This window comes from Roseibium sp. AS2 (genome assembly GCF_038900065.1).
Classification (GTDB): domain Bacteria; phylum Pseudomonadota; class Alphaproteobacteria; order Rhizobiales; family Stappiaceae; genus Roseibium.
Window position 1 is genome coordinate 462,358 of record NZ_JBBMQN010000001.1, and the last position, 24,891, is coordinate 487,248.

20 protein-coding genes are annotated in these 24,891 nt (G+C 64.2%); 7 read left to right on the forward strand and 13 right to left on the reverse strand.

The genetic code is table 11. The features are described 5' to 3' along the window. Nucleotides 1-67: 67 nt before the first annotated feature. Nucleotides 68-1,324, forward strand: a complete 1,257-nt coding sequence (locus tag WNZ15_RS02130) for an MFS transporter (protein ID WP_342891281.1) — start codon at nt 68-70, stop codon at nt 1,322-1,324. Between the two features lie 26 nt (nt 1,325-1,350). Here WNZ15_RS02130 and WNZ15_RS02135 read toward each other — a convergent pair whose 3' ends face one another. The 12 genes from WNZ15_RS02135 to WNZ15_RS02190 all read right to left on the reverse strand — a co-directional run bounded on the left by WNZ15_RS02135 (nt 1,351) and on the right by WNZ15_RS02190 (nt 13,856). Then, entirely contained in the window at nt 1,351-2,361 is a 1,011-nt protein-coding gene (locus WNZ15_RS02135; RefSeq protein WP_342891282.1) for an adenosine deaminase, read from the reverse strand. A gap of 54 nt (nt 2,362-2,415) precedes the next feature. Then, entirely contained in the window at nt 2,416-3,636 is a 1,221-nt protein-coding gene (locus tag WNZ15_RS02140; RefSeq protein WP_342891283.1) for a phosphopentomutase, read from the reverse strand. Between the two features lie 84 nt (nt 3,637-3,720). Then, nucleotides 3,721-5,037 (reverse strand): thymidine phosphorylase, encoded by a 1,317-nt coding sequence (gene deoA, locus WNZ15_RS02145; RefSeq protein ID WP_342891284.1) that lies wholly within the window; start codon nt 5,035-5,037, stop codon nt 3,721-3,723. Between the two features lie 5 nt (nt 5,038-5,042). Further along, complete coding sequence (deoC, locus tag WNZ15_RS02150; protein WP_342891285.1) at nt 5,043-5,819, reverse strand: deoxyribose-phosphate aldolase; 777 nt, start codon at nt 5,817-5,819, stop codon at nt 5,043-5,045. Beyond that, nucleotides 5,816-6,625 carry a purine-nucleoside phosphorylase gene (locus WNZ15_RS02155; protein ID WP_342891286.1) on the reverse strand — a complete coding sequence of 270 codons (810 nt, stop codon included), beginning with the start codon at nt 6,623-6,625 and terminating at the stop codon, nt 5,816-5,818. The genes deoC and WNZ15_RS02155 overlap by 4 nt, the downstream gene beginning before the upstream one ends. Next, nucleotides 6,622-7,029, reverse strand: a complete 408-nt coding sequence (locus WNZ15_RS02160; RefSeq protein WP_342891287.1) for a cytidine deaminase — start codon at nt 7,027-7,029, stop codon at nt 6,622-6,624. The genes WNZ15_RS02155 and WNZ15_RS02160 overlap by 4 nt, the downstream gene beginning before the upstream one ends. Beyond that, nucleotides 7,026-8,000: an ABC transporter permease gene (locus WNZ15_RS02165; protein ID WP_342891288.1), complete on the reverse strand. Its 975-nt coding sequence runs from the start codon at nt 7,998-8,000 to the stop codon at nt 7,026-7,028. The genes WNZ15_RS02160 and WNZ15_RS02165 overlap by 4 nt, the downstream gene beginning before the upstream one ends. Further along, the gene (locus WNZ15_RS02170; protein ID WP_342891289.1) at nt 7,997-9,103 is read right to left on the reverse strand and encodes an ABC transporter permease; all 1,107 of its coding nucleotides are present in this window, start codon (nt 9,101-9,103) and stop codon (nt 7,997-7,999) included. The genes WNZ15_RS02165 and WNZ15_RS02170 overlap by 4 nt, the downstream gene beginning before the upstream one ends. Further along, complete coding sequence (locus tag WNZ15_RS02175) at nt 9,100-10,656, reverse strand: ABC transporter ATP-binding protein (RefSeq protein ID WP_342891290.1); 1,557 nt, start codon at nt 10,654-10,656, stop codon at nt 9,100-9,102. The genes WNZ15_RS02170 and WNZ15_RS02175 overlap by 4 nt, the downstream gene beginning before the upstream one ends. Before the next feature lie 77 nt (nt 10,657-10,733). Beyond that, on the reverse strand, nt 10,734-11,729 hold the full coding sequence (locus WNZ15_RS02180) for a BMP family ABC transporter substrate-binding protein (protein WP_342891291.1): 996 nt from the start codon (nt 11,727-11,729) through the stop codon (nt 10,734-10,736). An 80-nt stretch (nt 11,730-11,809) separates the two neighbouring features. Then, nucleotides 11,810-12,766, reverse strand: a complete 957-nt coding sequence (locus tag WNZ15_RS02185; protein ID WP_342891842.1) for a BMP family ABC transporter substrate-binding protein — start codon at nt 12,764-12,766, stop codon at nt 11,810-11,812. Between the two features lie 112 nt (nt 12,767-12,878). Further along, the gene (locus WNZ15_RS02190) at nt 12,879-13,856 is read right to left on the reverse strand and encodes a sugar-binding transcriptional regulator (protein WP_342891292.1); all 978 of its coding nucleotides are present in this window, start codon (nt 13,854-13,856) and stop codon (nt 12,879-12,881) included. 838 nt (nt 13,857-14,694) lie between these two features. Here WNZ15_RS02190 and WNZ15_RS02195 point away from each other — a divergent pair. The 4 genes from WNZ15_RS02195 (at nt 14,695) to hrpB (ending at nt 19,682) form a co-directional block, all read left to right on the forward strand. After that, nucleotides 14,695-15,546: a DUF1194 domain-containing protein gene (locus tag WNZ15_RS02195; protein WP_342891293.1), complete on the forward strand. Its 852-nt coding sequence runs from the start codon at nt 14,695-14,697 to the stop codon at nt 15,544-15,546. Between the two features lie 185 nt (nt 15,547-15,731). Next, on the forward strand, nt 15,732-16,163 hold the full coding sequence (locus WNZ15_RS02200) for a methylglyoxal synthase (RefSeq protein WP_342891294.1): 432 nt from the start codon (nt 15,732-15,734) through the stop codon (nt 16,161-16,163). Continuing rightward, complete coding sequence (locus WNZ15_RS02205; RefSeq protein WP_342891295.1) at nt 16,160-17,200, forward strand: ROK family protein; 1,041 nt, start codon at nt 16,160-16,162, stop codon at nt 17,198-17,200. The genes WNZ15_RS02200 and WNZ15_RS02205 overlap by 4 nt, the downstream gene beginning before the upstream one ends. 10 nt (nt 17,201-17,210) lie before the next feature. Beyond that, a complete protein-coding gene (gene hrpB, locus WNZ15_RS02210) occupies nt 17,211-19,682 on the forward strand; it encodes an ATP-dependent helicase HrpB (RefSeq protein WP_342891296.1) in 2,472 nt (823 codons plus the stop codon). Nucleotides 19,683-19,828: 146 nt separating this feature from the next. Here the strand turns inward: hrpB and putA are convergent, their stop codons facing one another. Continuing rightward, complete coding sequence (gene putA, locus WNZ15_RS02215) at nt 19,829-22,969, reverse strand: bifunctional proline dehydrogenase/L-glutamate gamma-semialdehyde dehydrogenase PutA (RefSeq protein ID WP_342891297.1); 3,141 nt, start codon at nt 22,967-22,969, stop codon at nt 19,829-19,831. Nucleotides 22,970-23,107: 138 nt separating this feature from the next. Between putA and WNZ15_RS02220 the strand changes: the two genes are divergently transcribed. Beyond that, entirely contained in the window at nt 23,108-23,563 is a 456-nt protein-coding gene (locus tag WNZ15_RS02220) for an Lrp/AsnC ligand binding domain-containing protein (RefSeq protein WP_342891298.1), read from the forward strand. A 96-nt stretch (nt 23,564-23,659) separates the two neighbouring features. Further along, the gene (locus tag WNZ15_RS02225) at nt 23,660-24,883 is read left to right on the forward strand and encodes an ABC transporter substrate-binding protein (protein WP_342891299.1); all 1,224 of its coding nucleotides are present in this window, start codon (nt 23,660-23,662) and stop codon (nt 24,881-24,883) included. Nucleotides 24,884-24,891: the final 8 nt, after the last annotated feature.

Sequence of the window (24,891 nt, forward strand, 5' to 3'; positions counted from 1 at the left end):
AAATTGCTTCGTCATTGGGCATCATCGAAGTCACGTCTCACCCGCGCCGCTCCTGCCAGGATTGTTCATGTCCTCTGTCGTTTCCATCGCCGCACTGCTCGCCGGATCCGGCCTGCTGCTTCTCGCCGGCGGCCTGCACGGCCTGCTTCTGCCGCTCGCCGGACTGGCGCAAGGCTTCTCCGACGCCTCTCTCGGCCTTCTGGGCGCCGGCTGGGCACTGGGTTTCATGGGCGGCTGTCTCGGCACGCCGCTCATCGTGAAGAGGGTCGGGCATGTGCGGGCCTTCGGCGCGCTGGCCTCGCTGGCCGCCATCACGGTCCTGCTCAATCTTCTCTTCATCGACGCGGTGTTCTGGATCTTTCTTCGGGCTCTGACGGGCTTCTGTTTTTCCGGGGCCGCCATGATCGTGGAAAGCTGGCTGAACGAGCGCTCGACCGGCGAGACCCGGGGCCGCATCTTCGGCTTCTATACAATGATCAATCTCGGGGCGACGACGGCGGGCCAGATGCTGCTGACGCTGGGAGACCCCAGCGGCTTTTTCTTCTTCGTGCTCGGGTCGATCATCTATTCCATGGCACTTTTGCCGACCGCCCTGTCGACGGCGGCCTCGCCGCAACCGCTGACGCAGGCGCGGCTTGACCCGAAGAAACTCTGGAAGAACTCCCCCATCGCCGTTGTCGCCGTCTTCATGGTCGGCATCTCGAACGGCACATTCGGCACGCTCGGCGCCGTCTACGGCCGCCGCATCGGGCTCGGCGTGCCGGACATCGCCATCATGATGAGCCTCGCGCTGCTTGCCGGCGCGGTGGTGCAGATCCCGATCGGCATGCTCTCGGACCGGCTCGACAGACGCCTCGTTCTGGTCTGCCTTGCGGTCGTGGCCATGTCGCTCGGCTCCAGCCTGTCGCTCATCGGCGGTAACGATGCGGCCGTGACCGTCCTTCTGATCGCCGCCTTCGGCGGTGTCGTCTATTCGATGTATCCGGTGATCGTCGCCCATGCGAGCGATCACGCCGACGGCGCGGATTTCCTGACAATCAGCGGCGGACTGCTGCTGATCTTCGGCACCGGCACCATGCTCGGGCCTCTGCTTGCTTCCGGCCTCATGACCTTCACCTATCCGGGCGCCCTGTTCCAGGTGACAGCCGCCGCGCATCTGTCGATGCTCGGCTTCGCTCTCTGGCGCATGCGCCAGCGCGCGGCTCTGACGACAGAGGAAAAATCCGACTTTCTGCCGGTCCTTTCCACCCCTCAGGTCACGACGCCGGAAACCGTCGTGCTCGATCCCCGGTCGGAAATGGACGAGACCGGCGGGGAGATCTAGAGCCGTTCCCGCAGCGGTGAAATACCCTAACCGCCCTCCCCCGGGATCTGCCTAGCGCTGTCCAGACGGACCAGCAGCCTCTTCCGGGTGGCGTCGTCGCAGAAGGCGGCCTCGATGGCCGTGCGGGTGACCTCCATCTGGTCGTCGAAGGTCCAGCCGAAGGTCGCGGCAACGGACGCATATTCCTTGCCCAGCGTGGTCCCGAAAAAGGGCGGGTCGTCGGCATTGAGCGTGATCTTCACCCCGGCCTTGCGCAGCATGTTGACCGGGTGGAAGCGCAGGTGTGTGTAGACGCCCAGGGCAATGTTCGATCCCGGACAGACCTCCAGCACGATCTGCTCGTCCGCCAGGCGCCTGACCAGATCCTTGTCCTCGATGGCGCGCACCCCGTGGCCGAGCCGCCTGACCCGCAGGAATTCCAGGGCGGCGACGATGCTGTCCGGACCGCCGAACTCGCCGGCATGGGCCGTGGTGCCAAGGTCCGCCTCCGCCGCCATGCGGAACGCCTTGGAAAAATTGGCTGGATGGCCTGAGCGCTCGTCACCGGCCAGTCCGAAGCCTGTTACCAGCGGATGCGGATTGCCGATCACCTCCTTGACCACCCGCTCGACCGCGGCGGCACCGAAATGGCGCACGCCGATGGCGATCATGCGGCCTTCAATGGCCGTACCGGCCTTGGCCCGTTCCATGCCTTCCGCCAGCCCTTCCACATAGGAGCGGTAGGAGAGGCCGGTCGCCTGGGCATGATCGGGAGAGATGAAGATCTCGCCGTAGATCGCCCCTTCCGCGGCCAGCATGCGGAAATAGGTCTCCGCAAGAAGGGCGTAGTCGGCGGGCGTCCTGAACACCGAACTGGCGAGATCATAGGCTTTCAGAAAAGTGGTGAAATCGGACCAGACAAATTTGCCGTTGCCATCCAGGACGCTGGAAACATCGATGCCGTGCCTGTCGGCAAGACGGTTGACCAGCGTCGGCGGCGCCGCGCCCTCGATATGGCAATGCAGCTCTGCCTTGGGAACCTGTATGGCATCGCTCATGTGGGTCGGATCCTCAAACTCGTTCGGGGTCGTGCATGTCTGCGTGGAGACAGGCTACAGGAAACTGGTGCCGTTGGGGCCTGTCGCGATGGCGAGATGATCGGCGACACTCTCGCCAATATCGGCAAAGGTCGCCCGTCCCCCGACGCTGCGGCCGGCGATGCCCGGACCCGTCGCGATCACCGGTACGTTTTCGCGGGTGTGGTCGGTGCCTCTCCACGTCGGGTCACAGCCATGATCCGCGGTCAGGACCAGGAGATCACCGTCCCGCATCCGGGCGATCATTTCCGGCAGGCGGGTGTCGAAATGCTCAAGCGCGGCGGCGTAGCCGGGAACATCGCGGCGGTGTCCGTAGAGGCTGTCGAAGTCGATGAAATTGGCGAAAACCAGATCGCCGTCCGTTGCAAGATCCATGGCTTCGAGGGTCTTGTCGAACAGCGCGTCATTGCCGGCTCCCTTCAGGACCTTCGAGACCCCCTGATGGGCGAAGATATCGGAGATCTTGCCGATGCCGTAGACCTTGCGGCCTTCGGCGGCCAGCCGGTCGAGCAGGGTCGGCTCAGGCGGCAGCACCGAATAGTCGCGCCGGTTGGCGGTGCGCTGAAAGGTGTCGGCGCTGTCACCGGTGAACGGGCGGGCGATGACACGGCCGATGTTGTAGGGATCGGCGAATTTCCGGGTTATCTCGCACAGCTCATAGAGCTTCTCCAGGCCGTAGTGTTCCTCATGGGCGGCGATCTGGATGACCGAATCCGCGGAGGTGTAGAAGATCGGCTTGCCGGTGCGCACGTGTTCCTCACCGAGTTCGGCCAGGATCACCGTGCCGGAGGCATGCTTGTTGCCCAGAATCCCGGCCAGCCCGGCCTTCTCGCTGATCCGGGCGATCAGCTCTTCCGGAAAGGTCGGAATGGTTTCGGGAAAATAGCCCCAGTCGAAGCGCACGGGCACACAGGCGATCTCCCAGTGGCCGGACGGTGTGTCCTTGCCGTTGGAGACTTCCGCCGCATAGCCCCACAGCCCTTCCGGATCACCGGAAAAGTCCAGTCCCGGCACATCCTTGCCGGTCGACAGCCTGCCGGCGGCGCCGAGGCCCAGCCGGTCCATGTTGGGAACCTTGAGCGGACCGCCGCGCAGGCCGGTCTTGTCCGCCAGGCCTGCGGCGCATGTCTCGGCGATATGGCCCAGAGTGTCTGCGCCGGCATCACCAAAGGCTTCCGCGTCTGCAGCACCGCCGATGCCGAAACTGTCCAGCACGCACAGAATTGCACGAGGCATGGGCATCTCCTCATTTTTATCTTTGCCGGTTTCCGCAAAACCGGAGGGGCGCCGGGACAGGGGCATCCCGGCGCAATTTTCTGCTTAAGGCGCGATCCGGCCGACGACGCCCGGCCGGTCGATGACATCGGTCGCCGCCCCGAGCGAATAGGCCTTGCGCAAGGCGATGGCCGCCTGTTCCGCGTCTTGTTCGGTCTTCGCATGAACGATGGCCAGCGGCGCATCCGCATCGACCGAATTGCCGATCCCGGCAAGATCAGTCAGGCCGACAGCCGGATCGATCACGTCCGCCGCCGCCCTGCGGCCACCGCCAAGGGCAACCACGGCCACGCCGATCGCCCGGGCATCGACCGCCGTCACCACGCCCGGCTGATCCGCATAGACCGGCGCCTGCACCGGCGCCTTGGCCAGATAGAGCTCTGCCTTGTCCATGAAGTCCGCCGGTCCCCCCAGTGCATGCACCATCTGCGCGAATTTCTCCGCCGCCTTGCCGCTCTGAAAGGCTTGCCGCATCATCTCGCAACCAGCCTCGGCGTTGGGCGCGATGCCGCCTGTGGCTAGCAGCTCGCCGCCCTGGGCGACCGTCACGTCCCAAAGACGATTGTCGACGGCAGTGCCTTTCAGGAAGTCGACCGCATTCTGCATTTCCACCGCGTTGCCGGCAGCAGACGCCAGCGGCTCGTTCATGTCGGTCAGGAGAGCCGTCGTCTTCAGGCCGGCACCATTGGCCACGAGCACCAGGCTTTCGGCCAGGGCGCGGGCTTCTTCCAGAGATCCCATGAACGCGCCGGTGCCCCATTTGACATCGAGCACAAGCCCCTGCAGGCCGGCAGCCAGTTTCTTCGACAGGATCGAAGCCGTGATCAGATCGATGCTTTCCACCGTGCCGGTGACGTCGCGGATGGCGTAGAAGCGCTTGTCCGCCGGGGCAAGATTACCGGTCTGGCCGATGACCGCGCAGCCGATCTCGCGCACCACCTTCTTGAAGAGCGCGTTGTCGGGCTGGGTCTGGTAACCGGGAATGCTGTCGAACTTGTCCAGCGTGCCACCGGTGTGACCGAGGCCGCGCCCCGAGATCATCGGCACGGCTGCCCCGCAGGCGGCCAGCGCGGGCGCCAGCATCAGGGAGACATTGTCGCCGACACCGCCGGTGGAGTGCTTGTCGAGAACCGGCGCGTCGATGCCGGACCAGTCGAGGACGTCGCCGCTGTCGCGCATGGCCAGTGTCAGGGCGACCCGCTCGTCCACGGTGAGGCCCTTGAAAAAGACCGCCATCGCCAGTGCGGCCACCTGACCTTCCGTAACGGATCCATCGGCGAGGCCTTTCACGAAGAAGGCGATTTCCTGCGCGTCGAGGGTGCCCCCGTCACGTTTTTTCCGGATGAGTTCCTGAGGCAGCATGGTCGTCAGTATCCTTGATTGGGCGTGTGCCCGCCGCCCTCGATCGTGGCAATCAGAGCATCCAGCAATCCGCTCGCACCGAACCGGAAGGTGTGGGCGGACACCCAGTTGCGGCCCATGATCCTGTCGGCGAGCGCCAGGTAGGACGCCGCGTCCTCGGATGTCCTGATCCCGCCTGCGGGTTTGAAGCCGATCACCCGCTCGCCATCGTCGCGCCGGGCCTCCTCGATCACGGTCAGCATGATTTCGGCAACCTCCAGCGTCGCGTTGACCGCGGCCTTGCCGGTCGAGGTCTTGATGAAATCCGCGCCCGCGGCGATGGCGACATTCGAGGCCGCGTGGATCAGCAACGGATCGCCGATCTCGCCGGTTTCCAGAATGACCTTGAGTAGAACGGGCGCGGGCAAGGCTTCCTTGACCCGGATGATCTGTTCCTCGGCAAACCCCTTGCGGCCGGAAACGAACGCCCTGTAGGCCATCACCAGGTCTATCTCGTCCGCACCGTCCGCGATCGCCTGCCGGGTTTCGGCCAGCACCGCATCGGTGTCCTCGCCGCCCTCCGGAAAGTTGACAACCGTGGCGACCCTGACGCCGGTGCCCTTCAATTCATTCGCTGCCTGGGCGACGAAACGCGGCCAGACGCAGACGGCCGCCACCGAGCCGTGGTCCGTCACGGTCCGGCCCACCAGTCCGGTGATGTCCGCGGAGGTGCAATCGTCATTGAGGTTGGTCAGGTCGACCAGCCCGAGGGCGCGTTTCGCTGTTTCGATCATGTCGGTCATTCGCCAATCTCCTTCACGAAGGCCCGCACCAGTTGCTTCATCCGGTCCATGCCCTGAAGCGCGACGGACTTGGTCTGGTCATGAGAGAGCGCATTGGCCTGCATGCCGGCACCATAGTTGGTGACGATCGACATGGCGGCAACGCGGAGCCCCAGGAAACGGGCCATGATGACTTCCGGAACCGTGGACATGCCGACGGCATCGGCACCGAGCAACCTGGCCATGCGGATCTCTGCCGGGGTCTCGAAGGACGGACCGGAGAACCACATGTAGACCCCCTCGGCGATCGCGTCACCGGTTTCCGCGGCCACCTTCTTCATGGCGGCGCGCAGGTCCGGATCATAGGCCGCGCTCATGTCGAGGAAACGCTTTTCGTCTTCCTCGCCGATCAGCGGGTTCCTGCCGGACCAGTTGATGTGGTCGCAAATCAGCATTGGCGATCCCGGCGCGACATCCTCGCGCAGGGAGCCGGCCGCATTGGTCGCCAGCAGGATCTCGCAGCCGAGTTCCTTCAGCGTTTCCACGGGCGTGCGCATGACGGAAGGATCGCCGCCTTCATAAAAATGGGCCCGCCCGGACAGGATCACCACCGGGACGCCGGCCAGCGTTCCGGCCACCAGTTCACTGGAATGGGATGTCACGGAGGACACCGGAAATTCCGTCAGATGCGAATAGGGAATGCGCACCGCGTCCTCGACCTCGTCGGCCAGCGCGCCGAGGCCGGAGCCGAGGATCATGCCGATCCTGTACGAACCCTCCCGGGCGGCGCGGACAATCTCCGCGCATTCACGGCCGTAACCACTCATCGAGAGCCAGTCCTTTTTTCTTCAAGTTCAAATGCCGCCGGCAGCAGCTCGTCCATGGTGAAGCTGCGCCGGATGCCTTCCAGATCCGCGACATGGACGACAAGAGTGTCCGTGCCGAATTCCTTGAGCCGCTGGCGGCACATGCCGCAGGGTGTGCACAGGGCCGCGTCGCCGATCACGAGCGCCTCGGAGATCTCCCGGTGACCTGCCGAGATCATCGCGCTGACAGCGCCTCCTTCCGCGCAGACACTGACCGGGTAGGATGCGTTCTCCACATTGCAACCGGTGAAGACTGAGCCATCCGGTGTCCGCAGGGCGGCGCCGACAAGGAAATTCGAATACGGAGCATAGGCCCGTTTCCGAACCGTTCTGGCCGCTTCGAACAGGTCGTTCAGATCGGTCATGAGCGCTCCTTCAAATAGGGGACACCGGCCGCCTTCGGCGGGATCGCCTTGCCGATAAAGCCCGCCAGCAGGATCACCGTGAGTATATAAGGCAATGCCTGGAAGAACTGCACCGGAATTTCACCAATACCCGGAACCTCCTGTCCCTGCATGCGGATGGCGACCGCGTCCAGGAAACCGAACAGCAGGCAGGTGAACATGGCCGCCATCGGGCGCCATTTGGCGAATATGAGTGCCGCCAGCGCGATGAAGCCCTTGCCCGCGGTCATGTTGACGCCGAAGCCGGCGCCTTGCGCGATCGACAGGTAGGACCCGGCGAAGCCGCACAGAATACCGCAGGCGATGACCGCGCGATACCGCAACCAGGTCACCGATATGCCGGCCGTGTCGACGGCAGCGGGATTTTCACCGACCGCGCGCAGACGCAGGCCGAACCGGGTGCGGAACAGGATCCACCAGGTCAGCGGCACCGCCAGGAAGGCGGCATAGACCAGAATGTTGTGCGCCGACAACAGTTCCGCGTAGATCGGGCCGATGACCGGCACGTCCCGGATCCCGGCCGCGAACGGCCAGACGATCTCGGTGAACCGGCCGCCTTCGGGAAGCGCCGGTGTCCTGCCGCCCTGACGGAACCAGGTCTGCCCGAGCAGGGCCGTCAATCCGGCGGCCAGGAAGTTGATCGCGACGCCCGACACGATCTGGTTGCCCCGATTGGTGATGGAGGCAAAGCCGTGCAGCAGCCCGAGGGCAACGGAAACCGTGATCCCGGCGAGAAGACCCAGCCAGGCGTTCGCGGTGATGTAGGCAACCGCACCGGCGCCGAAGGCGGCACCGAGCATCTTGCCTTCCAGACCGATGTCGACGACGCCGGCGCGTTCGGAATACAGCCCGGCCAGACAGGCCAGCAACAGCGGTGTCGACAGGCGCACGGTGGAGTCGAGGATCAGGATGAGGCTCTCGAACATGATCATGCCTCCTCCGCTTGCAAGGGCTGCGCGGGCGTGAACACCCGCACGATGGCCGGGCGAAACATGTATTCCAGGGCGCCGGCGAACAGGATCACCAGACCCTGGATGACGATGATCATGTCGCGGGTGATGCTCGGCATTTCGAAGGACAGCTCAGCGCCGCCCTGGTAGAGCATGCCGAACAGGACCGCCGCCAGCGCGATACCGACCGGATGGGCGCGTCCCATAAGCGCCACCGCGATGCCGACAAAGCCGTAGCCCGTCACGAAGTCGAGCAACAGCCGGTGCTGGGACCCCATGATCTCGTTGATCGCCATCATTCCGGCAAGTCCGCCGGAAATCAGCATGGTGATGATGATGGTGCGCACAGGGGAGATGCCGGCATAGACCGCAGCGGTCGCGTTGGCGCCGAAGGACCGGATTTCAAAACCGAGCCGGGTCCGCCAGATCAGCAGCCAGACCAGGAAACAGGCCAGGATCGCAATGAACAGCGACAGGTTGACGGGCGAATAGCCGAAGCCGAAGGACGGGAACAGGTCGTTCAGCATCGGCAGGCGGCCGCCGTCCTCGAAGGTGCGGGTCTCGGTCTGCATCGAGCCGCGTTCCTTGAGCATGTTGTTGAGCAGGTATCCCATCAGCGATGCCGCGATGAAATTGAACATGATGGTGGTGATCACCACGTGGCTGCCGCGCGTCGCCTGCAGCCAGCCCGGAATGAGCGCCCAGGCGGCGCCGGTCGCGGCGGACCCCAGGATCGCGAAAGGCAGGGTCACGTACCAGGGCACGTAAGTGTCGAGTGCCAGACAGGCCATCGCGACCCCGAGGCCGCCAAGATAGGCCTGGCCCTCGCCGCCGATATTGAAGAGACCCGCGTGAAAGGCGACCGCGACGGCCAGCCCCGTAAAGATGAAGTTGGTGGCATAGAACAGGGTGAAGCCAATGCCTTCGCCGTAGCCGAGCGATCCCCACACCAGGATCTTCACCGCCTCAAGCGGGTTCTCCCCGATCAGGATCACCACAAGGCCGGAGACCAGAAAGGCCGCGGCAAGATTCAAAAACGGGATCAGACCGAGGTCGACCCAGCGCGGAAGCTGACCGGCACTCATCGGGCACCTCCCTCGATCGTGTTCCTGTGAGTGTCTTCGACACCCGCCATCAGCAGGCCGAGATCGCCTTCCTCGGCGCCGGCGCCGCGCTCACCGACGATCCTGCCGTCGAACATCACCAGCACGCGGTCGGCCAGAGCCCGGATTTCATCGAGTTCGACTGACACCAGAAGAATGCCCTTGCCCTGGTCCCTGAGTTCGACGAGGCGGCGGTGGATGAATTCGATCGCGCCGATATCGACGCCCCGTGTCGGCTGGCCGACCAGAAGAACCTCCGGGTCGCGCTCGATCTCCCGGGCAAGAACGATCTTCTGCTGGTTGCCGCCCGAAAAGTTGGCGGTTTTCAGCATCGGACTCGGTGGACGGATGTCGTATTTCTCGATCTCGGCGACCGCGTTCTTCCGGATGGCGCCAAGGTCCAGGAAAAGTCCCCGGGAATAGGCCGGATCCCGATGATAGCCGAGAATGGAATTCTCGTATTCGGCGAAGCTGTTGATCAGCCCCATGCGGTGGCGGTCTTCGGGCACATGCCCCATGTTCTTGTCGCGCATGTCGGCGGCGTCCAGCGTGCTGGTGCCCAGATCGATGGTCTCGCCATTGATCTTCAGCGTTCCGCTGGTGGCCCGGCGGATGCCGGACAGGGTTTCCAGAAGCTCCGACTGGCCGTTTCCGGACACCCCGGCAATGCCGACGATCTCGCCGGCGCGGACGTTGAAGGAGACATTCTTGACCACCTGGACGCCGCGGCTGTCGGTTACGGTCAGGTTCTCGACCTCCATGACCGGGGCCTTGGGTTCCGCTGGTTTCTTGTCGACCCTGAGGAGAACGCTGCGTCCGACCATCAGTTCGGCGAGTTCCTCCATGGAAGTGTTCGCCGTCTCCCGTGTCGCCACCATCTCGCCGCGGCGCATGACGGAGACCATGTCGGTCGCGGCCATGATCTCGCGCAGCTTGTGGGTGATCAGGACGACGGTCTTGCCCTCGTTCTTGAGGACTTCCAGGATCTTGAACAGGTGATCGGCTTCGGCGGGGGTCAGCACGCCGGTCGGCTCGTCCAGGATAAGCACGCCCGCGCTGCGGTAGAGCGCCTTCAGGATCTCCACCCGCTGCTGCAGGCCGACCGGCAGATCCTGGATCAGGGCGTCCGGGTCGACGCGCAGCTCGTATTCCTCTTCGAGCCGCTTGAGTTCGGTGCGCGCGCGGGACAGCCCGCCGGCCAGCAACTGGCTGTCCTCGGCTCCCAGCACGACGTTTTCCAGAACCGAGAAATTGTCGACCAGCATGAAGTGCTGGTGGACCATGCCGATGCCTAGACCGATGGCCGCTTTGGAATCGGGGATCGACACTTTGGTGCCGCCCACCAGAATGTCGCCCTCATCGGCCTGGTAGAAGCCATAGAGGATCGACATCAGGGTCGACTTGCCGGCCCCGTTCTCGCCGATGATCCCGTGAATGGAGCCTTTCCTGACCACAAGGTCGATATCCTTGTTGGCCTGTACCGGGCCGAAATTCTTGCTGATCTTGCGCAGCTCAATTGCGGGCGTTTCGCTCATGCACTCCCCCGGGCCTGACCGTTTGTCCTTGTCATTATCATGCGCCCCTGTCCCCCTCACGTCGTCGCCTGTTTCATTCAGAACGGGCATGTTCCGTCGGTGACGACGTCATGGACCTTGACGGTGCCGTCGGCGATACCGGCGACGGCGGCGTCCGCAGCGGCTTGCATCTGTGGCGTGACAAGATCCCGGTTGTTGTCGTCGAGGACCCAGTCCATGCCGCCTTCCTTGAGCCCGAGCACCTGGATGCCGGGTTCGAAGGAGCCGTTTTCGGCGGTCAGAAAACTGTCATGGACGGCATTGTCGACGCGCTTGCGGATGGAGGTCAGCACCTTGCCCGGATGCAGGCCGTTCTGATTGCTGTCCGTGCCCATGCCGAGCACGCCGGCGTCGGCGGCGGCCTGCAGAACGCCGAGACCGGTCCCGCCGGCCGCCTGGATGATGACATCTGCGCCCCGCCTGATCTGGCTGATCGCCAGTTCGCCACCACGCAAGGGATCCGTGAAGGCCGCCGGCGTGTCGCCGGCCATGTTGAAAAGCACCCTGGTGTCCGGATCGGCCGCCAGGGCGCCCTGCTTGTAGCCGCACAGGAACCGGCGGATGATCGGGATGTCCATGCCGCCGACAAAGCCGATGGTGCCGCTTTTGGAGGCCAGAGCGGCCAGCAGGCCGCCGATATAGGCGCCCTCGTGTTCCTTGAAGACGTAGGACCGCACATTGGGCTGATCCACCACCATGTCGACGATCGCGAAATTCGTTTCCGGGAAATCCGGGGCCACCTGGGACAGCGCATTGGCCTGATTGAAGCCGATGGCAACAATGGGCGCGCTGCCGCGGCGGGCAAGGTTGCGCAGGGCCTGAAGGCTTTGGGAATCGCGTTCAAGAGCGAACTCACGGACCGTGACGCCCGTTTCCTCCTGATACCGCGTCACGCCGGAATAGGCGCTTTCGTTGAAGGAGCCGTCGAACTTGCCGCCGACCGAATAGACGATGGCCGGTTCCGCAACAGCGGAAGCGGTCCCCAATGCCGCTGCAAACACGGCCGTTAACAGACATGACTTGACGCGTATCATGGTGTTCTCCGCAGTTCGGCTGGCGCATTATCTTGAGGAAAGACCTCCGCGCTCGGTGCGCGGAGGTCCGAGACGTGCCCTCAGAACGGGCAGGATTCGTCGCTCATGTAGTCGTGGACGACGATTTCTCCGGAAACGATCTGCTGGGTCGCTTCCTCGACGGCGGCTTTCATCTTGTCGTTGACCAGGTCGGCATTGTTGTCGTCAAGCGCCCAGTCGACGCCGCCTTCCTTCAGACCGAGAACCTCGAAGCCCGACGACCATGTGTCGTTCTGGGCGTCCTTGAAAGCCTCATAGACGGCAATGTCGACACGCTTGAGCATGGAAGACAGCACGGACCCCGGATGCAGGGCGTTCTGGTTGCTGTCCACGCCGATGCCGAGCTTGCCGGCGTCCGCGGCCGCCTGCAGCACGCCGATGCCGGTGCCGCCGGCGGCGTGGTAGACCACATCCGCGCCGCGATCGAACTGGGACTTGGCCAGTTCACCGCCCTTGACGGGATCGTTCCAGGCCGCACCGGTGGTGCCGGTCATGTTCTCGAACACTTCGGCATCCCCATTGACCGCCTTGACGCCCTGCTTGTAGCCGCAGGCAAACTTGCGGATCAGCGGAATGTCCATGCCGCCGATAAAGCCGACCTTGTCGGTTTCGGAGGCCATCGCGGCCAGCATGCCGACGATGTAGGAGCCTTCATGTTCCTTGAACAGGATCGAACGAACGTTCGGCAGGTCGACGACCATGTCGACGATGGCGAACTGGGTGTCCGGAAATTCCTTGGCGACTTTCTCGACGGCATTCGCCTGGGAGAAGCCGATGGCAACGATCGGGTTCATGCCGCGCTTGGCGAAATTGCGCAGGGCCTGCTCGCGCTGGCTGTCGTTCTGGATCTCGAAGTCGCGGTATTCGGTGCCCGTATCTGCCTTGTATTTTTCGGCGCCCGAATAGGCGGCTTCGTTGAACGACTTGTCGAAACGGCCGCCCAGATCGTAGAGCACGGCCGGCTTGATGTCCGCTGCGGCAGCAGCTGCAACAGACATGGCCAGACCGGCAAGTGCCGTTCCAATGGTAAGAAACTTTTTCACGTGTATGTCCTCCGACATGCGGGGCCTGCCTCATGGCGCGCCCGTTTCCCCTCGTGACACAGCCGCCTCAAGCGGACTGCGCCAGCTTCAATCCGGCCCGTGTCCTCAGAGCCCTGGCAAGGGTCTCGTCCGTCACAAGGTCGGTAATGACACCGGTGCGCAGGGCCGCAAGCGTGGCATCCACCTTGCTTTCCCCACCCACCAGCGCAATCACGCGGCGCCCGCGCACTTCATCGAAGTGCAGTCCGACGGCGCAATCGCCGAGCGGATCGGGTGCCAGGTTTCCCTCAAGCGTCAGGAACCGGCCCATCAAATCACAGACAGCGCCTCCCGACAGCAATTCTTCCTGTTCGGTCTTGGAAATCATGCCGCGCTGGACCAGATGGCCCTCGTTCTCGACCGAGCCGATGCCGATCAGGAAGGCCTGCGACTGGCGCGCGCGCGTCATCAGGTCCTGAACGCTGCGCTGGGTCAGGAACATGGCCTTTTCACCCTCGTTCTCCGCAAAATACGGCACCGGCAGATAGTATCCGATCCCGCCCGTGCGCTCCTGCATCTTCTGCACGATGTCGTAGGGATTTGCCGCAAGCGTTCTGGTCAGCGAACCGCAGATCGACATGATTTCAAGATCTGACCGGGAAATCCTGGGCAGGGCCTCCACCGCCGCGGTCAGCGTGCGCCCCATGCCGACGCCCAGCCGGGTGACCCCGGAGCCGCCGAGAAGACCGGACAGGAACTGGCCTGCGGAGGCGGCCACGGCCCTGAGAGCGCTGTCGTCATCGCCGCCGAGATCCGGTGCAATCAGGCAATTGGTCAGCTTGAAGTGGTCGGTGAGCTCGTTTTCAAGCTCCAGGCATTCCAGTGGCCGGCCGTCGATCTGGAACTTCACCAAACCGGCCTTCTGGGCATGGGCAATGAGCCGGTGCACCTTGGCAGGAGACATGCCGAGCTGCGTGGCGATCTCGCCTTGCGTCCGGCCGCCCACAAAGGACAGCCAAGCTGCGCGGATGGCCATATAGGTCGTCCAGTCGTCTCGCGCCTGCATGCCGCCTCGCTACCTTCCCCTGTTTGCCGCGCCGGCCGCCGTGCAAGGGTTTTCCTGTGCACCGCTGTCCGCACCTCGCCCTCTGCCGGGCCCCGGTTTTTCCGCGTCATCGAGCGTACCGAAAAATTCTTCACCGGCTGAGAATTTCTTCGGATCATGGCGAGCGCAATAGCTGCCGTCAACCAAAAAAAATGCCGAAAAACTGGCCAATTGGCACCTTCCTGGGCAGGAAGTCACCCTCTTGCCCGCTGAAACCGGGCATCGGCAATTTCTGCCTACCGATGCCGCAAAATTAATCAAACCCGGCAAATCCTGCCTGGAAACACGGCAATTTCTGCCCAACGCCTGACGGCAGACCGATTCGCCCGGAAGGCGCGCTTGGTGCGCCTTTGTCGGCTTCGCGGCGTTACCGTTTTTCACAGGGACGGAAACGAAGGCGTCCGCTCGGCCTGCCGGAGAAGATGGAATGCCTTGCGGAGCCACTTTGTTGACACGGTTGTGAACCGATCTGAAGAGTGAAATTTCAGCGAAAAAACACACGCTTACGGCAATCAAGGTTGCCAGCGGAAACGCGCGCGGAAAATTCTGTCTGGCAAAAAAACCGCGCAATCCCCACCTGTGGATATGATACGCACTCCGTGCACTTTATCTTTGCCATCGAAGGAAAAGCCAGTAACTTTGGCATATAGCTTGCTAAGTAAATATTTGAACCCGACAAGGCGTTTGATGACCACTAGGCAAGATTCACGAGGGCCGCGAAGACAAGTAAAAATATAACAAAATATAACTGGGGAGACGTGACCACCCAGCCGCCAGGCTGTCGTTAAGGAGAAAAAGAATGCGTCTCGACATAGTAAAACTGTGCAACCTGACAAGTACGACAATACTATCCATCGTCTGTGCGGCCGTTCTCTTCACCGCACCCGCCGCCGCCCGGGACTATCGTCCGATGTTGCAGGCGGCGAAACAGTACACCTACGACCCGGCCAGCGAAGTGGACGTGGAACTGGTGCTGGCTGTCGACATTTCCCAGTCCATGGACACCGAGGAACAGGAAGTCCAGCGCGCCGGCTATGTGGCGGCCCTGACCTCCAGAGAGTTCCTGGATGCCATCGAGGTCGGCCCGATCGGCCGCGTCGCCGTGACCTACATGGAATGGGGCGGCGTTGACGAGCATTTCATCGTCGCCGACTGGACCGTGATCAGGGACGAAGGCTCTGCCGCCCATTTCGCCTCCAAGATCGCAGAAGCCCCGCTGCGCCAGGTGCAGCGCACTTCAATTGCCTCTGCGCTGGAAAAATCCGTGCAGCTTGTGCAGACCAACCAGTTCATGGGTCTGCGTCAGGTGATCGACATTTCCGGTGACGGCCCGAACAACCAGGGCGGTTCGGTCACGGACATGCGCGACCGGATGGTGGCCGCGGGCGTCACGATCAACGGGCTGCCGCTGATGATGAAGTCGAACAAGAACACCTGGCAGGCCATGCTCAACCTAGACCATTACTACGAGGATTGCGTGATCGGCGGCCCCGGTTCCTTCGCGATCCCGGTGCGCTCCCAGGAGGGCTTCGCCGACGCCATCCGCATGAAGCTGGTCATGGAGATTGCCGGCCTGCACATGCATGAACCCGATTCCTATTTCCAGCGGGCTTCCGGACGCGAACCGATCCGCTGTAACCTGTTCGACTGACGCCACGTCTGCCGCGTTCTTTTGCGCCGCGTTCCTCCCGGAGCGCGGCGTTTTTTCGCGCCGCTTCGCTCCGGTGTCCTGCACATGTTCTGCGCGGAAGCCGCGCATCTTCCTTTGCCTAAAGCGCTTTGAAAGGCTAAACAACTTTCCGCAGCCTGTTGCTTCAGTGCAGAAGAGGACCGCCGATGCCTGCCCTTCCAACGCTTGCGCTTGTCGCGCATGACGCCAAGAAAGATCTGATGGTGGAGTTCGCCAGACGCCACCTGGACAAGCTGTCGGATTTCAGTCTTGTGGGCACAGGCACCACCGGCGGCCGGATTCTGGACGCCTGCCCGACGCTCAAGCTCAAGCGCCTGAAAAGCGGCCCGCTCGGCGGCGACCAGCAGATCGGCGCGATGATCGCGGAAGGCAAACTCCAGGGTCTGATCTTCTTCGTCGACCCGCTGTCCACCATGCCCCACGATGTCGACGTCAAGGCCCTGATGCGGCTCGCCGTTGTCTACGACATGCCCATGGCGCTCAATCCGTCGACGGCGGACATCCTGTTGCGCTCGGCCCGGCTGCAGGGCCTGAAGACCACCTCCGAGACACCCGAAGTCGGTTCCCTGACCACATGAGTTTTTCAAATCGTTTTAAGTCCTTTGCGTATCCGGTTCTTGTTGCCGATATCGGCGGCACGAATGCGCGTTTCGCCCTGGTGGACGACGCCAGCGCCGAGACACGCATGTGCGGCAAAACCGCGACCGCCGATCATCCGGACATCTCGTCGGCCATCCGCGAAGTGGTCCTGCCGGATGCGCCCCGGAAGCCGCGCACCGCAATCATCGCGGTTGCCGGTCCGGTAACCGGCGACAGGATTCCGCTGACCAACGCCGCGTGGGTGATCGAACCCCTGAAGATGATCGCGGATCTGGATCTTCAGGAAGTGATTGTCCTCAACGATTTCGAGGCCCAGGCGCTGGCGCTGCCCGACTATCGGGCCGGGGACGTGGAACAGATCGGCCCGGGAACCAGCCGCGCGGGCAGCTCCAAATTCGTGCTCGGGCCCGGAACGGGTCTTGGTGCGGCGGCAATGATTTATGCGGCCAGCACCTGGATCCCGGTGCCGGGAGAAGGCGGACATGTCGAACTCGGTCCCGTCAGCCCGGAAGACTTCGGCATCTGGCCCCATCTGGAGCGGCATGGCGACCGCCTTGGCGCCGAGCAGATTCTGAGCGGCACCGGCATGCCGCACCTTGCCCGGGGCGTGGCGGCCTACCTCAGTTCCGAGCGCACTTTCACGACGGCGGCCGACGTGACCCGGGCCGCCGAGGACAATGATCCCGTGGCGGTCAAGACGCTTGAGGTCTTTGCCCGCTGCCTCGGCCGTGTGGCCGGCGATTTCGCGCTGACCGTGCTTGCCCAGGGCGGCGTTTACCTGACCGGCGGCGTGACACTGCGGATCAAGCGCTTCCTGACCGACGGCGGTTTCCGGGCCGCCTTCGAGGCCAAGGCGCCCCATGAGGCCCTGATGGCCAGGATCCCGACCTTCATTGTCCTGCACACGGATCCCGCGCTGGAGGGTCTGGCGTCCTTTGCCCGCGCGCCGGGCGCCTTTGCCGTCGACCTGCAGGGACGCCGGTGGATGGTTGGCGGCGCGGCGGAGGCACCCTGACGGAGCGTCCATGACCACCGTGCCGACCTTTGGATCCCCGCTTCCGATAGACGGTGTCCTGCCGGAACTTCTGGAAACGCTCGACACAAGGGTCAATGCGGTGCTGGTGGCCGAGCCCGGAGCCGGCAAGACCACCCGGGTGCCGCTGGCGCTGTTGAACGCGTCCTGGCGCGGCGACGGCAAGATCCTTGTTCTGGAACCGCGGCGCCTGGCCGCCAGGGCCGCCGCCAGGCGCATGGCCGGCGACCTCGGCGAAAAGCCCGGAGAGACCGTCGGCTACCGGGTGCGCATGGACACGAAGGTCAGCGCGCGGACCCGGATCGAGGTGATCACCGAGGGTGTCTTCACCCGGTTGATACTCGACGATCCGGAACTGACCGGCGTTGCCGCCGTCCTGTTCGACGAATTCCACGAGCGTTCGCTCGACGGCGATTTGGGTCTGGCGCTCGCGCTCGACGTCCAGTCGGCCCTGCGCGACGACCTGCGCCTTGTTCCGATGTCCGCCACCCTTGACGCGGCCGGAATTTCCAGGCTGCTCGGCGATGCCCCCGTGATTGAAAGCAGGGGCCGCAGCTTTCCCGTCGACACCCGGTATCTGGGCCGCAACGCCACCGAGCGGATCGAGGCGCAAGTCGTCCGGGCCATCTCTCAGGCGGTGAACGAAGACACCGGGTCGGTTCTGGTGTTCCTTCCCGGACAAGGGGAAATCCGGCGCACCGCGGGTCTGCTGGACGGCAAGCTTCCCGCCAATTGCCGGATCGCGCCGCTTTACGGCGGGCTCGACGCGAAAATGCAGGACGCCGCCATCCGGCCGGCCGCGGCGGGACAACGCAAGATCGTACTTGCCAGTGCCATCGCGCAGACCTCCCTGACCATCGAGGGGGTCCGGGTCGTCATCGATAGCGGCCTGGCCCGCGTGCCGAAATTCGAGCCGCAGACAGGCCTTACCCGGCTGGAAACCGTGCGTGTCTCGCGCGCGTCCGCGGACCAGCGCCGGGGCCGCGCGGGCCGGACGGAACCCGGCGTCTGCTACCGGCTCTGGACCGAAGCCCAGACCGCCGCCCTGCCCCGCGCCGAGGCCCCGGAGATTCTGGAAGCGGACCTGACCGGGCTGGTTCTGGACCTGGCCGCCTGGGGCACGTTCGATCCCGCGGATCTCGCCTTCGCCGATCCGCCGCCGCAGGCCGCCTGGCGGGAAGCCAGCGCGTTGCTCCAGGATCTGCACGCGATCGACAGCTCCGGCCGGCTGACGGATGCCGGCAAGGCGCTGGCAAGATTGCCGCTGCATCCGCGCCTGGCCCACATGGTGATCGAGGCAAACGCGCAGGGGCTCGGCCGCACAGCCGCCTTGATCGCGCTGATCCTGTCCGAACCCGGCCTCGGCGGCCGTGATCCGGACCTGCGCGCGCGTCTCCAGGCTCTCCGGCACGACACCAGCCAGCGGGCGAAGGACGGCCGGCTGCTCGCGGATCGCTGGCTGAAACAGGCCGGCGGCTCGGGATCGGGCATCGACATGGAAAGCGCCGGTGCGCTGCTGGCTCTGGCCTATCCGGACAGGGTCGCGCAACAGCGCGGCCAGACCGGCCGGTTCCGCCTTGCCAACGGCCGAGGCGCCGAGCTGGAACCGGAGCACGGGCTGGCGCGCGAGCCGTTCCTGACGGTCGCCGACATTCAGGGCAAGGCGGCCAGCGGCCGCATCCAGCTCTGCGCGCCAATATCGAAGGACGACATTGAAGATCTGTTTGCCGCCGACATCATCGAACAGGACGTGGTCCACGTGAGCGGCGACGGCGCGCTGAAGGCGCGCCGCGTCAGGCGCTACAAGGCGGTCGAGCTGAATTCGAGGCAAATCCAGTCAGCGGACCCGGACGCTGTCGAACGCGCCCTGATTGCGGAAATCCGCCGCCGCGGCATAGCCCGGCTGGACTGGAACAAGGACCAGAAACGTCTGAAGAAACGGGTCGCCTACGCACGCGAAAATGGCGCAGAAGACCTGCCCGACCTGTCGGACGCCGCCTTGAGCGAAAGCCTTGAAACCTGGCTGCAGCCGTATCTGGCGGGCTGTACCGGTTTGGGTGCCATCGATGCCGCCGTTCTCGGCACTGCGCTTTCGGCGCTCCTTCCCTACGACGCCGCAGCCAGGCTGGATGCGCTGGCCCCGTCTCATTTCACGGCGCCGACCGGCAGCCGGGTGCCGATCGACTATGGCGCCGCCGCCGGGCCGACGCTGTCGATCCGTGTGCAGGAACTGTTCGGCCTGAACCAGCATCCGAGCGTGTGCGGCGGCAGGTTGCCGCTGATCCTGGAGCTGCTTTCTCCGGCGCAACGGCCAATCCAGATTACCCGCGACCTGCCGGGCTTCTGGGCCGGGTCCTGGGCGGACGTGAAGGCGGACATGAAGGGACGCTACCCCAGGCACCCCTGGCCGGACGATCCGACCGTTGCCGAGGCGACACGGCGGGTGAAGCCGCGGGGCAGTTGATACCGGGGCACTGGTTCCGATACGGCTTCGCCGTTTACCCCCTTCCCTGACCCTTCCCCACAAGGGGGAAGGGGACCAGGCCGAATGCACGGCTATCACGTCAGCCCAAAGGCGAAGCTCTACAAAATCTACGCAAACGTCACCCGTCAATCGTCCGACGCGGCCACCAGGCTGGCGTTGCCGCCGGCGGCGGCGGTGTTGATCGAGACCACCTGTTCCAGCGCGAACCGGGTCAGATAGGCCGGGCCGCCCGCCTTGGGGCCGGTGCCGGAGAGGCCCGAGCCGCCGAAGGGCTGGGTGCCGACCACCGCGCCGATGGTGTTGCGGTTGACATAGACATTGCCGACGGAAAGCCGGTCGACCACCCGCTTCACCGTCGCGTCGATGCGGCTGTGCACGCCGAGGGTCAGGCCGTAGCCGGTGGCATCGATCTCGTCGAGCACCTTGTCGAGGTCTTTCGCCTTGTAACGGACCACATGCAGGACAGGACCGAACACCTCACGGGTCAATGCCCCGGCGCTGTCCAGTTCGACGATGTGCGGCGCGACCCAGGAGCCGTTGGCGAGTTTGCCTTGCGGTGTTCTGCCCGCATAGCGCAGCGTCTGGCTTTCCCTCATGTCGTCGACATGAGAGAGAATGCCGTCGCGGGCCTCCTCGTCGATCACCGGGCCGATGTCGGTTGCCGGCAGACGCGGATCGCCGAGCGCCAGTTCCATCGCGGCGCCTTCCAGCATCGTCAGGAGTGTGTCGGCGACATCCTCCTGGACATAGAGCAGGCGCAAGGCCGAGCAGCGCTGGCCGGCCGAGCGGAAGGCGGACATCATGACGTCGTCGCAGACCTGCTCCGGCAATGCGGTCGCGTCGACGAGCATGGCGTTGATGCCGCCGGTCTCGGCAATCAGCGGCACGATCGGGCCGCGTTTGGCCGCAAGCGTGCCGTTGATTGCCCAGGCGGTTTCGGTGGAGCCGGTGAAGGCCACACCGGCGACCGCCGGATGAGAGGTCAGCGTCGCGCCGATGTCGCCTTCTCCCGGGACCAGGTAGAAGGCGTCCTCGGGAACACCTGCCGCATACATCAGCTTCGCCGCTTCATAGGCGATCAGGGGCGTCTGTTCGGCCGGCTTGGCAACGACCGCATTGCCCGCGAGCAGCGCCGCGCTGATCTGGCCGAGGAAAATCGCCAGCGGGAAGTTCCAGGGCGAAATGCACACGAACACGCCGCGGCCCCGATGGCGGTAGCGGTTCTCCTCGCCGGTCGGGCCCGGCATCAGCCGGCCTTCGCCGAACTGCGTGCGGGCCTCGCTGGCGTAAAAGCGGCAGAAGTCGACCGCTTCGCGAATTTCGGCGATCCCGTCCGTCAGGCACTTGCCGGCCTCGATGGCCAGGATCGTCATCAGCCTGTCCCGATTCTCCTCCAGAAGATCGCCGAGCTTGTCCAGCGCGGCGGCCCGTTCCTCGACGGGCCTGCGGGACCAGGTCTCGAACCCCTTGCGCGCATTGTCGATCGCCTTGCGCGCCGTCTCCTTGTCGGCAAAGCGGACGGTGCCGGCTTTCGTGCTGCCGTCCATGGGGGCGAACACCGGATGGGCATCGCCGGAAGCGCTCAGGCCCTTGCCGAGCGGTCCGGCCTCGGTGAACGGGGCCACCGCCTTTTCCATGCCACTGACCAGAAGATTGCGTTCAGCGGCCCATCCGAACTCGACACCCGCAGAATTGCTGCGGCTGGCCCCGTACAGGTCCCGCGGCAACGGGATCGACCGGTTTGTCGCGTGGTGGCCGTTGTCGAGCAGTTCCTGCGGCCGCTTGAGCAAGGCCTCGACCGGCACGGAGGCATCGCCGACAATGGTCACGAAAGAGGAATTGGCGCCATTTTCCAGAAGGCGGCGGACCAGATAGGCCAGAAGGTCCTTGTGGCCGCCAACCGGCGCGTAGATCCGGCACGGAAATCCGTCGCGCTCACAAACGGCCTTGTAGAGACTTTCGCCCATGCCGTGGAGACGCTGGAATTCGTAGCCCTCCGCCTTGCCGCCGGACAGTTCGATGATCTGGGCAATGGTCAGGGCGTTGTGGGTGGCGAATTGCGGATAGAGCACGTCGCGCGCGGCCAGCATGCGCTTGGCGCAGCACAGATAGGACAGGTCCGTTGCGGCCTTGCGGGTGAACACCGGATAGGCGTGCGCGCCGTTTTCCTGGGCATGCTTGATTTCCGTGTCCCAGTAAGCGCCCTTGACGAGACGCACCATCAGCTTGCGTCCTGTCTTGCGGGCGGCCCCGACGAGCCAGTCAATCACGTGTATGCTGCGCTTCTGATAGGCTTGGACCGCAAGCCCGAAGCCGTCCCAGCCCTCGGTCACCGGATCCGACAGCAGCGCTGCAATCACGTCCAGCGAAATCTCGAGCCGGTCGGCTTCCTCGGCATCGATGGTGAAATTGAGATTGCGGTCCCTGGCCATCCGGACGAGTTCGCGCAGCTTCGGCAACAGCTCGTCGCGCACCCGCTCGCCATTGACCGCCTCGTAGCGAGCATGCAGTGCGGACAGTTTGACCGAGATACCAGGCCGGTCCGGCAAGGGCCTGTCGCCGGCGGCCTTGCCGATCGCCTCGATGGCATCGGCATAGGACCGGAAATAGCGCTCGGCATCCCTTGCCGTGCGGGCGCCTTCTCCAAGCATGTCATAGGAATACCGGTAGCCTTTGGTTTCCTGGGTCTTCGCGCGTTCCAGCGCCTTGTGAATGGTTTCGCCGAGCACGAACTGATGGCCGAGCAATTGCATCGCCTTGCGGGTGGCAACCCGGACCGTCGGCATGCCCATGCGCCTGACCAGGCTCGACAGGATGCTTTGCGGCGTGTCCCCGGGATGCAGCAGGCGGGAAGTCACGCCCAGCGCCCAGGACGAGGCGGACACCAGCCAGGTGTCCGACTTGGGTCCGGACGGATCGTCGAACCTGGCCGCCGCCAGCTTGTCCTCGATCAGCCTGTCCGCCGTCTGGGCATCGGGCACGCGCAGCAGCGCTTCGGCCAGAACCATCATCGCCAGACCTTCACGTGTGGTCAGGCCGAACTCGCGCATGAAATCCTCGACACCGCCCAGCCCCACCTGAACCGAGCGCATGTCGTCGATGTAGCCGCGGGCCCGCTGGTCGATCAGCTTTTCCACCACGACATCGCCGGCGGCTTCCTTAAGCAGCGCGTCCACAAGCGGTTTGTCGCCGGGGGCATAGGCCGCGCGGAACGGCTCGAGGTCGGTCTGTTCAATCGTCGTTCTGGCAGCGGTGGTCGCGGTCATGGGGGTCTCCCGATGGGCCTGGGGCCCGGTCATCAGATTTCCCTAGAATATTCGATATTCATGGTGTGATATCGCTGTATTTCAGATATTTTTTAGCGTAATCCTCTTTCAAATTGAATATCAGAAAGCTTTTTCACTATGCTTGACGGACTTGACCGGCGCATTCTGAAGGTTCTTCAGGAAGACGGCCGGATTACCAACACCGACCTGTCCGAACGGATCAGCCTGTCGGCAACCGCGACCGCCGAGCGGATGAAGCGCCTGGTCCGGGACGGCTACATCGAACATTTCTCCGCGAGCCTTAACCCCGGAAAGGTCGGGCGCGGCCTGCTGGTCTTCATCGAGATACGGCTGGAGCGGACGTCTCCGGAGATCTTCGACGCCTTCAAGACCGCCGTCGAACGGTCACCGGACATTCTGGAATGCCACATGGTGGCCGGCGGGTTCGACTACCTGATCAAGAGCCGGGTGCAGGACATGGAAGCCTACCGGGCGTTTCTGTCCGATGTCGTGCTGGCTCTTCCCGGTGTCCGCGGGACCCATACCTACGCGGTCATGGAAGAAATCAAGGACACCCACATCCTGCCGGTGTAGGTGTGAGGGCAGTTCACAAAGCCTTGTCTTGACCGTGCCATGCGGCCTGCGCGAGGGAACGGGTGCGCCTTCGCTCCGGAACCTGAGGACAATTCAATGACCCGACTTCTTGCTGTCACTCTCGGCCTGCTCGCGACGTTGCTGTTGCCTGTTGCGGCGCAGGAGACGGCGCCGGCCGGGGATTCGAAATGGCAGGACGTGCTTCGCGAGGCCAGGGGACAGACCGTCTATTTTCATGCCTGGGGCGGCGAACCGCGCATCAATGCCTATATCGGCTGGGCTGCCCGCGAGGTCGTCCGCGACTTCGGCGTCCGCGTCATCCACGTCAAGGTCAGCGACACGGCGACTGTCGTCTCCCAGGTTCTGGCTGAGAAATCCGTCGCGAAATCGTCCGGCGGCGCCGTGGATCTCATCTGGATCAACGGCGAGAACTTCGCTGCCATGAAATCACAGGGCCTGCTCGCGGGGCCGGGCTGGGCGGAGACCCTGCCCAACTGGCGCCATGTCGATATCGAGAACAAACCGACCGTAAAGGTGGACTTCACCGTGCCGACGGACGGCCAGGAAAGTCCCTGGGGCATGGCCAAGCTGGTGTTCATGTATGACAGCGCGCGCCTCGACACCCCGCCGGCCAGTCTGGAGGCGTTGCTGGCCCATGCCAGGGACAACCCCGGACGGTTCTCCTACCCGCAGCCGCCGAACTTCTATGGCACGACCTTCCTGAAACAGATCCTCGTCGACACGGTCGAAGACAGGGACGCCTTGTCGAGGCCGGTCGACACGGCACGGTTCGCGGATCTGAGCGCGCCCGTGTTTGCCTACCTGGACGAACTCCATGACCTGATGTGGCGGCAGGGCAATGCCTTTCCGAAGAACGCGGCCCACATGCGCCAGCTCCTGGCCGACGGAGCCCTCGACATCGCCTTTTCCTTCAATCCCGGGGACGCGTCCGGCGCGATCGCCAACGGCGAGCTGCCGCCCAGTGTGCGCAGCTTCGTTCTGGACGGCGGCACCATCGGCAATACCCACTTCGTCGCAATCCCCTTCAACAGCTCCAGCACGGCCGGCGCCCGGGTGTTCGCCAACTACCTGCTGTCGCCGGAGGCCCAGTCGCGCAAGCAGGATCCTGAGTTCTGGGGCGATCCGACCGTGCTGAATGTCGCCGCCCTGCCCGGCCGCGAGAAGGCGCTGTTCGAGGCGCTGGACCTCGGCCCCGCAACGCTGACACCGGAAGACCTCGGTCCGGTCCTGCCCGAGCCGCATCCAAGCTGGGTCAGCGCCCTGGAAAAAGCCTGGATCGCCCGCTACGGCGCCAACTAGGCGGACAG

Excerpts from the sequence above, each read along its gene's own strand:
- WNZ15_RS02130 (WP_342891281.1), top strand. The coding sequence starts at position 68 with ATGTCCTCTGTCGTTTCCATCGCCGCACTGCTCGCCGGATCCGGCCTG.
- WNZ15_RS02135 (WP_342891282.1), bottom strand. The coding sequence starts at position 2,361 with ATGAGCGATGCCATACAGGTTCCCAAGGCAGAGCTGCATTGCCATATC.
- WNZ15_RS02140 (WP_342891283.1), bottom strand. The coding sequence starts at position 3,636 with ATGCCTCGTGCAATTCTGTGCGTGCTGGACAGTTTCGGCATCGGCGGT.
- deoA (WP_342891284.1), bottom strand. The coding sequence starts at position 5,037 with ATGCTGCCTCAGGAACTCATCCGGAAAAAACGTGACGGGGGCACCCTC.
- deoC (WP_342891285.1), bottom strand. The coding sequence starts at position 5,819 with ATGACCGACATGATCGAAACAGCGAAACGCGCCCTCGGGCTGGTCGAC.
- WNZ15_RS02155 (WP_342891286.1), bottom strand. The coding sequence starts at position 6,625 with ATGAGTGGTTACGGCCGTGAATGCGCGGAGATTGTCCGCGCCGCCCGG.
- WNZ15_RS02160 (WP_342891287.1), bottom strand. The coding sequence starts at position 7,029 with ATGACCGATCTGAACGACCTGTTCGAAGCGGCCAGAACGGTTCGGAAA.
- WNZ15_RS02165 (WP_342891288.1), bottom strand. The coding sequence starts at position 8,000 with ATGATCATGTTCGAGAGCCTCATCCTGATCCTCGACTCCACCGTGCGC.
- WNZ15_RS02170 (WP_342891289.1), bottom strand. The coding sequence starts at position 9,103 with ATGAGTGCCGGTCAGCTTCCGCGCTGGGTCGACCTCGGTCTGATCCCG.
- WNZ15_RS02175 (WP_342891290.1), bottom strand. The coding sequence starts at position 10,656 with ATGAGCGAAACGCCCGCAATTGAGCTGCGCAAGATCAGCAAGAATTTC.
- WNZ15_RS02180 (WP_342891291.1), bottom strand. The coding sequence starts at position 11,729 with ATGATACGCGTCAAGTCATGTCTGTTAACGGCCGTGTTTGCAGCGGCA.
- WNZ15_RS02185 (WP_342891842.1), bottom strand. The coding sequence starts at position 12,766 with ATGTCTGTTGCAGCTGCTGCCGCAGCGGACATCAAGCCGGCCGTGCTC.
- WNZ15_RS02190 (WP_342891292.1), bottom strand. The coding sequence starts at position 13,856 with ATGCAGGCGCGAGACGACTGGACGACCTATATGGCCATCCGCGCAGCT.
- WNZ15_RS02195 (WP_342891293.1), top strand. The coding sequence starts at position 14,695 with ATGCGTCTCGACATAGTAAAACTGTGCAACCTGACAAGTACGACAATA.
- WNZ15_RS02200 (WP_342891294.1), top strand. The coding sequence starts at position 15,732 with ATGCCTGCCCTTCCAACGCTTGCGCTTGTCGCGCATGACGCCAAGAAA.
- WNZ15_RS02205 (WP_342891295.1), top strand. The coding sequence starts at position 16,160 with ATGAGTTTTTCAAATCGTTTTAAGTCCTTTGCGTATCCGGTTCTTGTT.
- hrpB (WP_342891296.1), top strand. The coding sequence starts at position 17,211 with ATGACCACCGTGCCGACCTTTGGATCCCCGCTTCCGATAGACGGTGTC.
- putA (WP_342891297.1), bottom strand. The coding sequence starts at position 22,969 with ATGACCGCGACCACCGCTGCCAGAACGACGATTGAACAGACCGACCTC.
- WNZ15_RS02220 (WP_342891298.1), top strand. The coding sequence starts at position 23,108 with ATGCTTGACGGACTTGACCGGCGCATTCTGAAGGTTCTTCAGGAAGAC.
- WNZ15_RS02225 (WP_342891299.1), top strand. The coding sequence starts at position 23,660 with ATGACCCGACTTCTTGCTGTCACTCTCGGCCTGCTCGCGACGTTGCTG.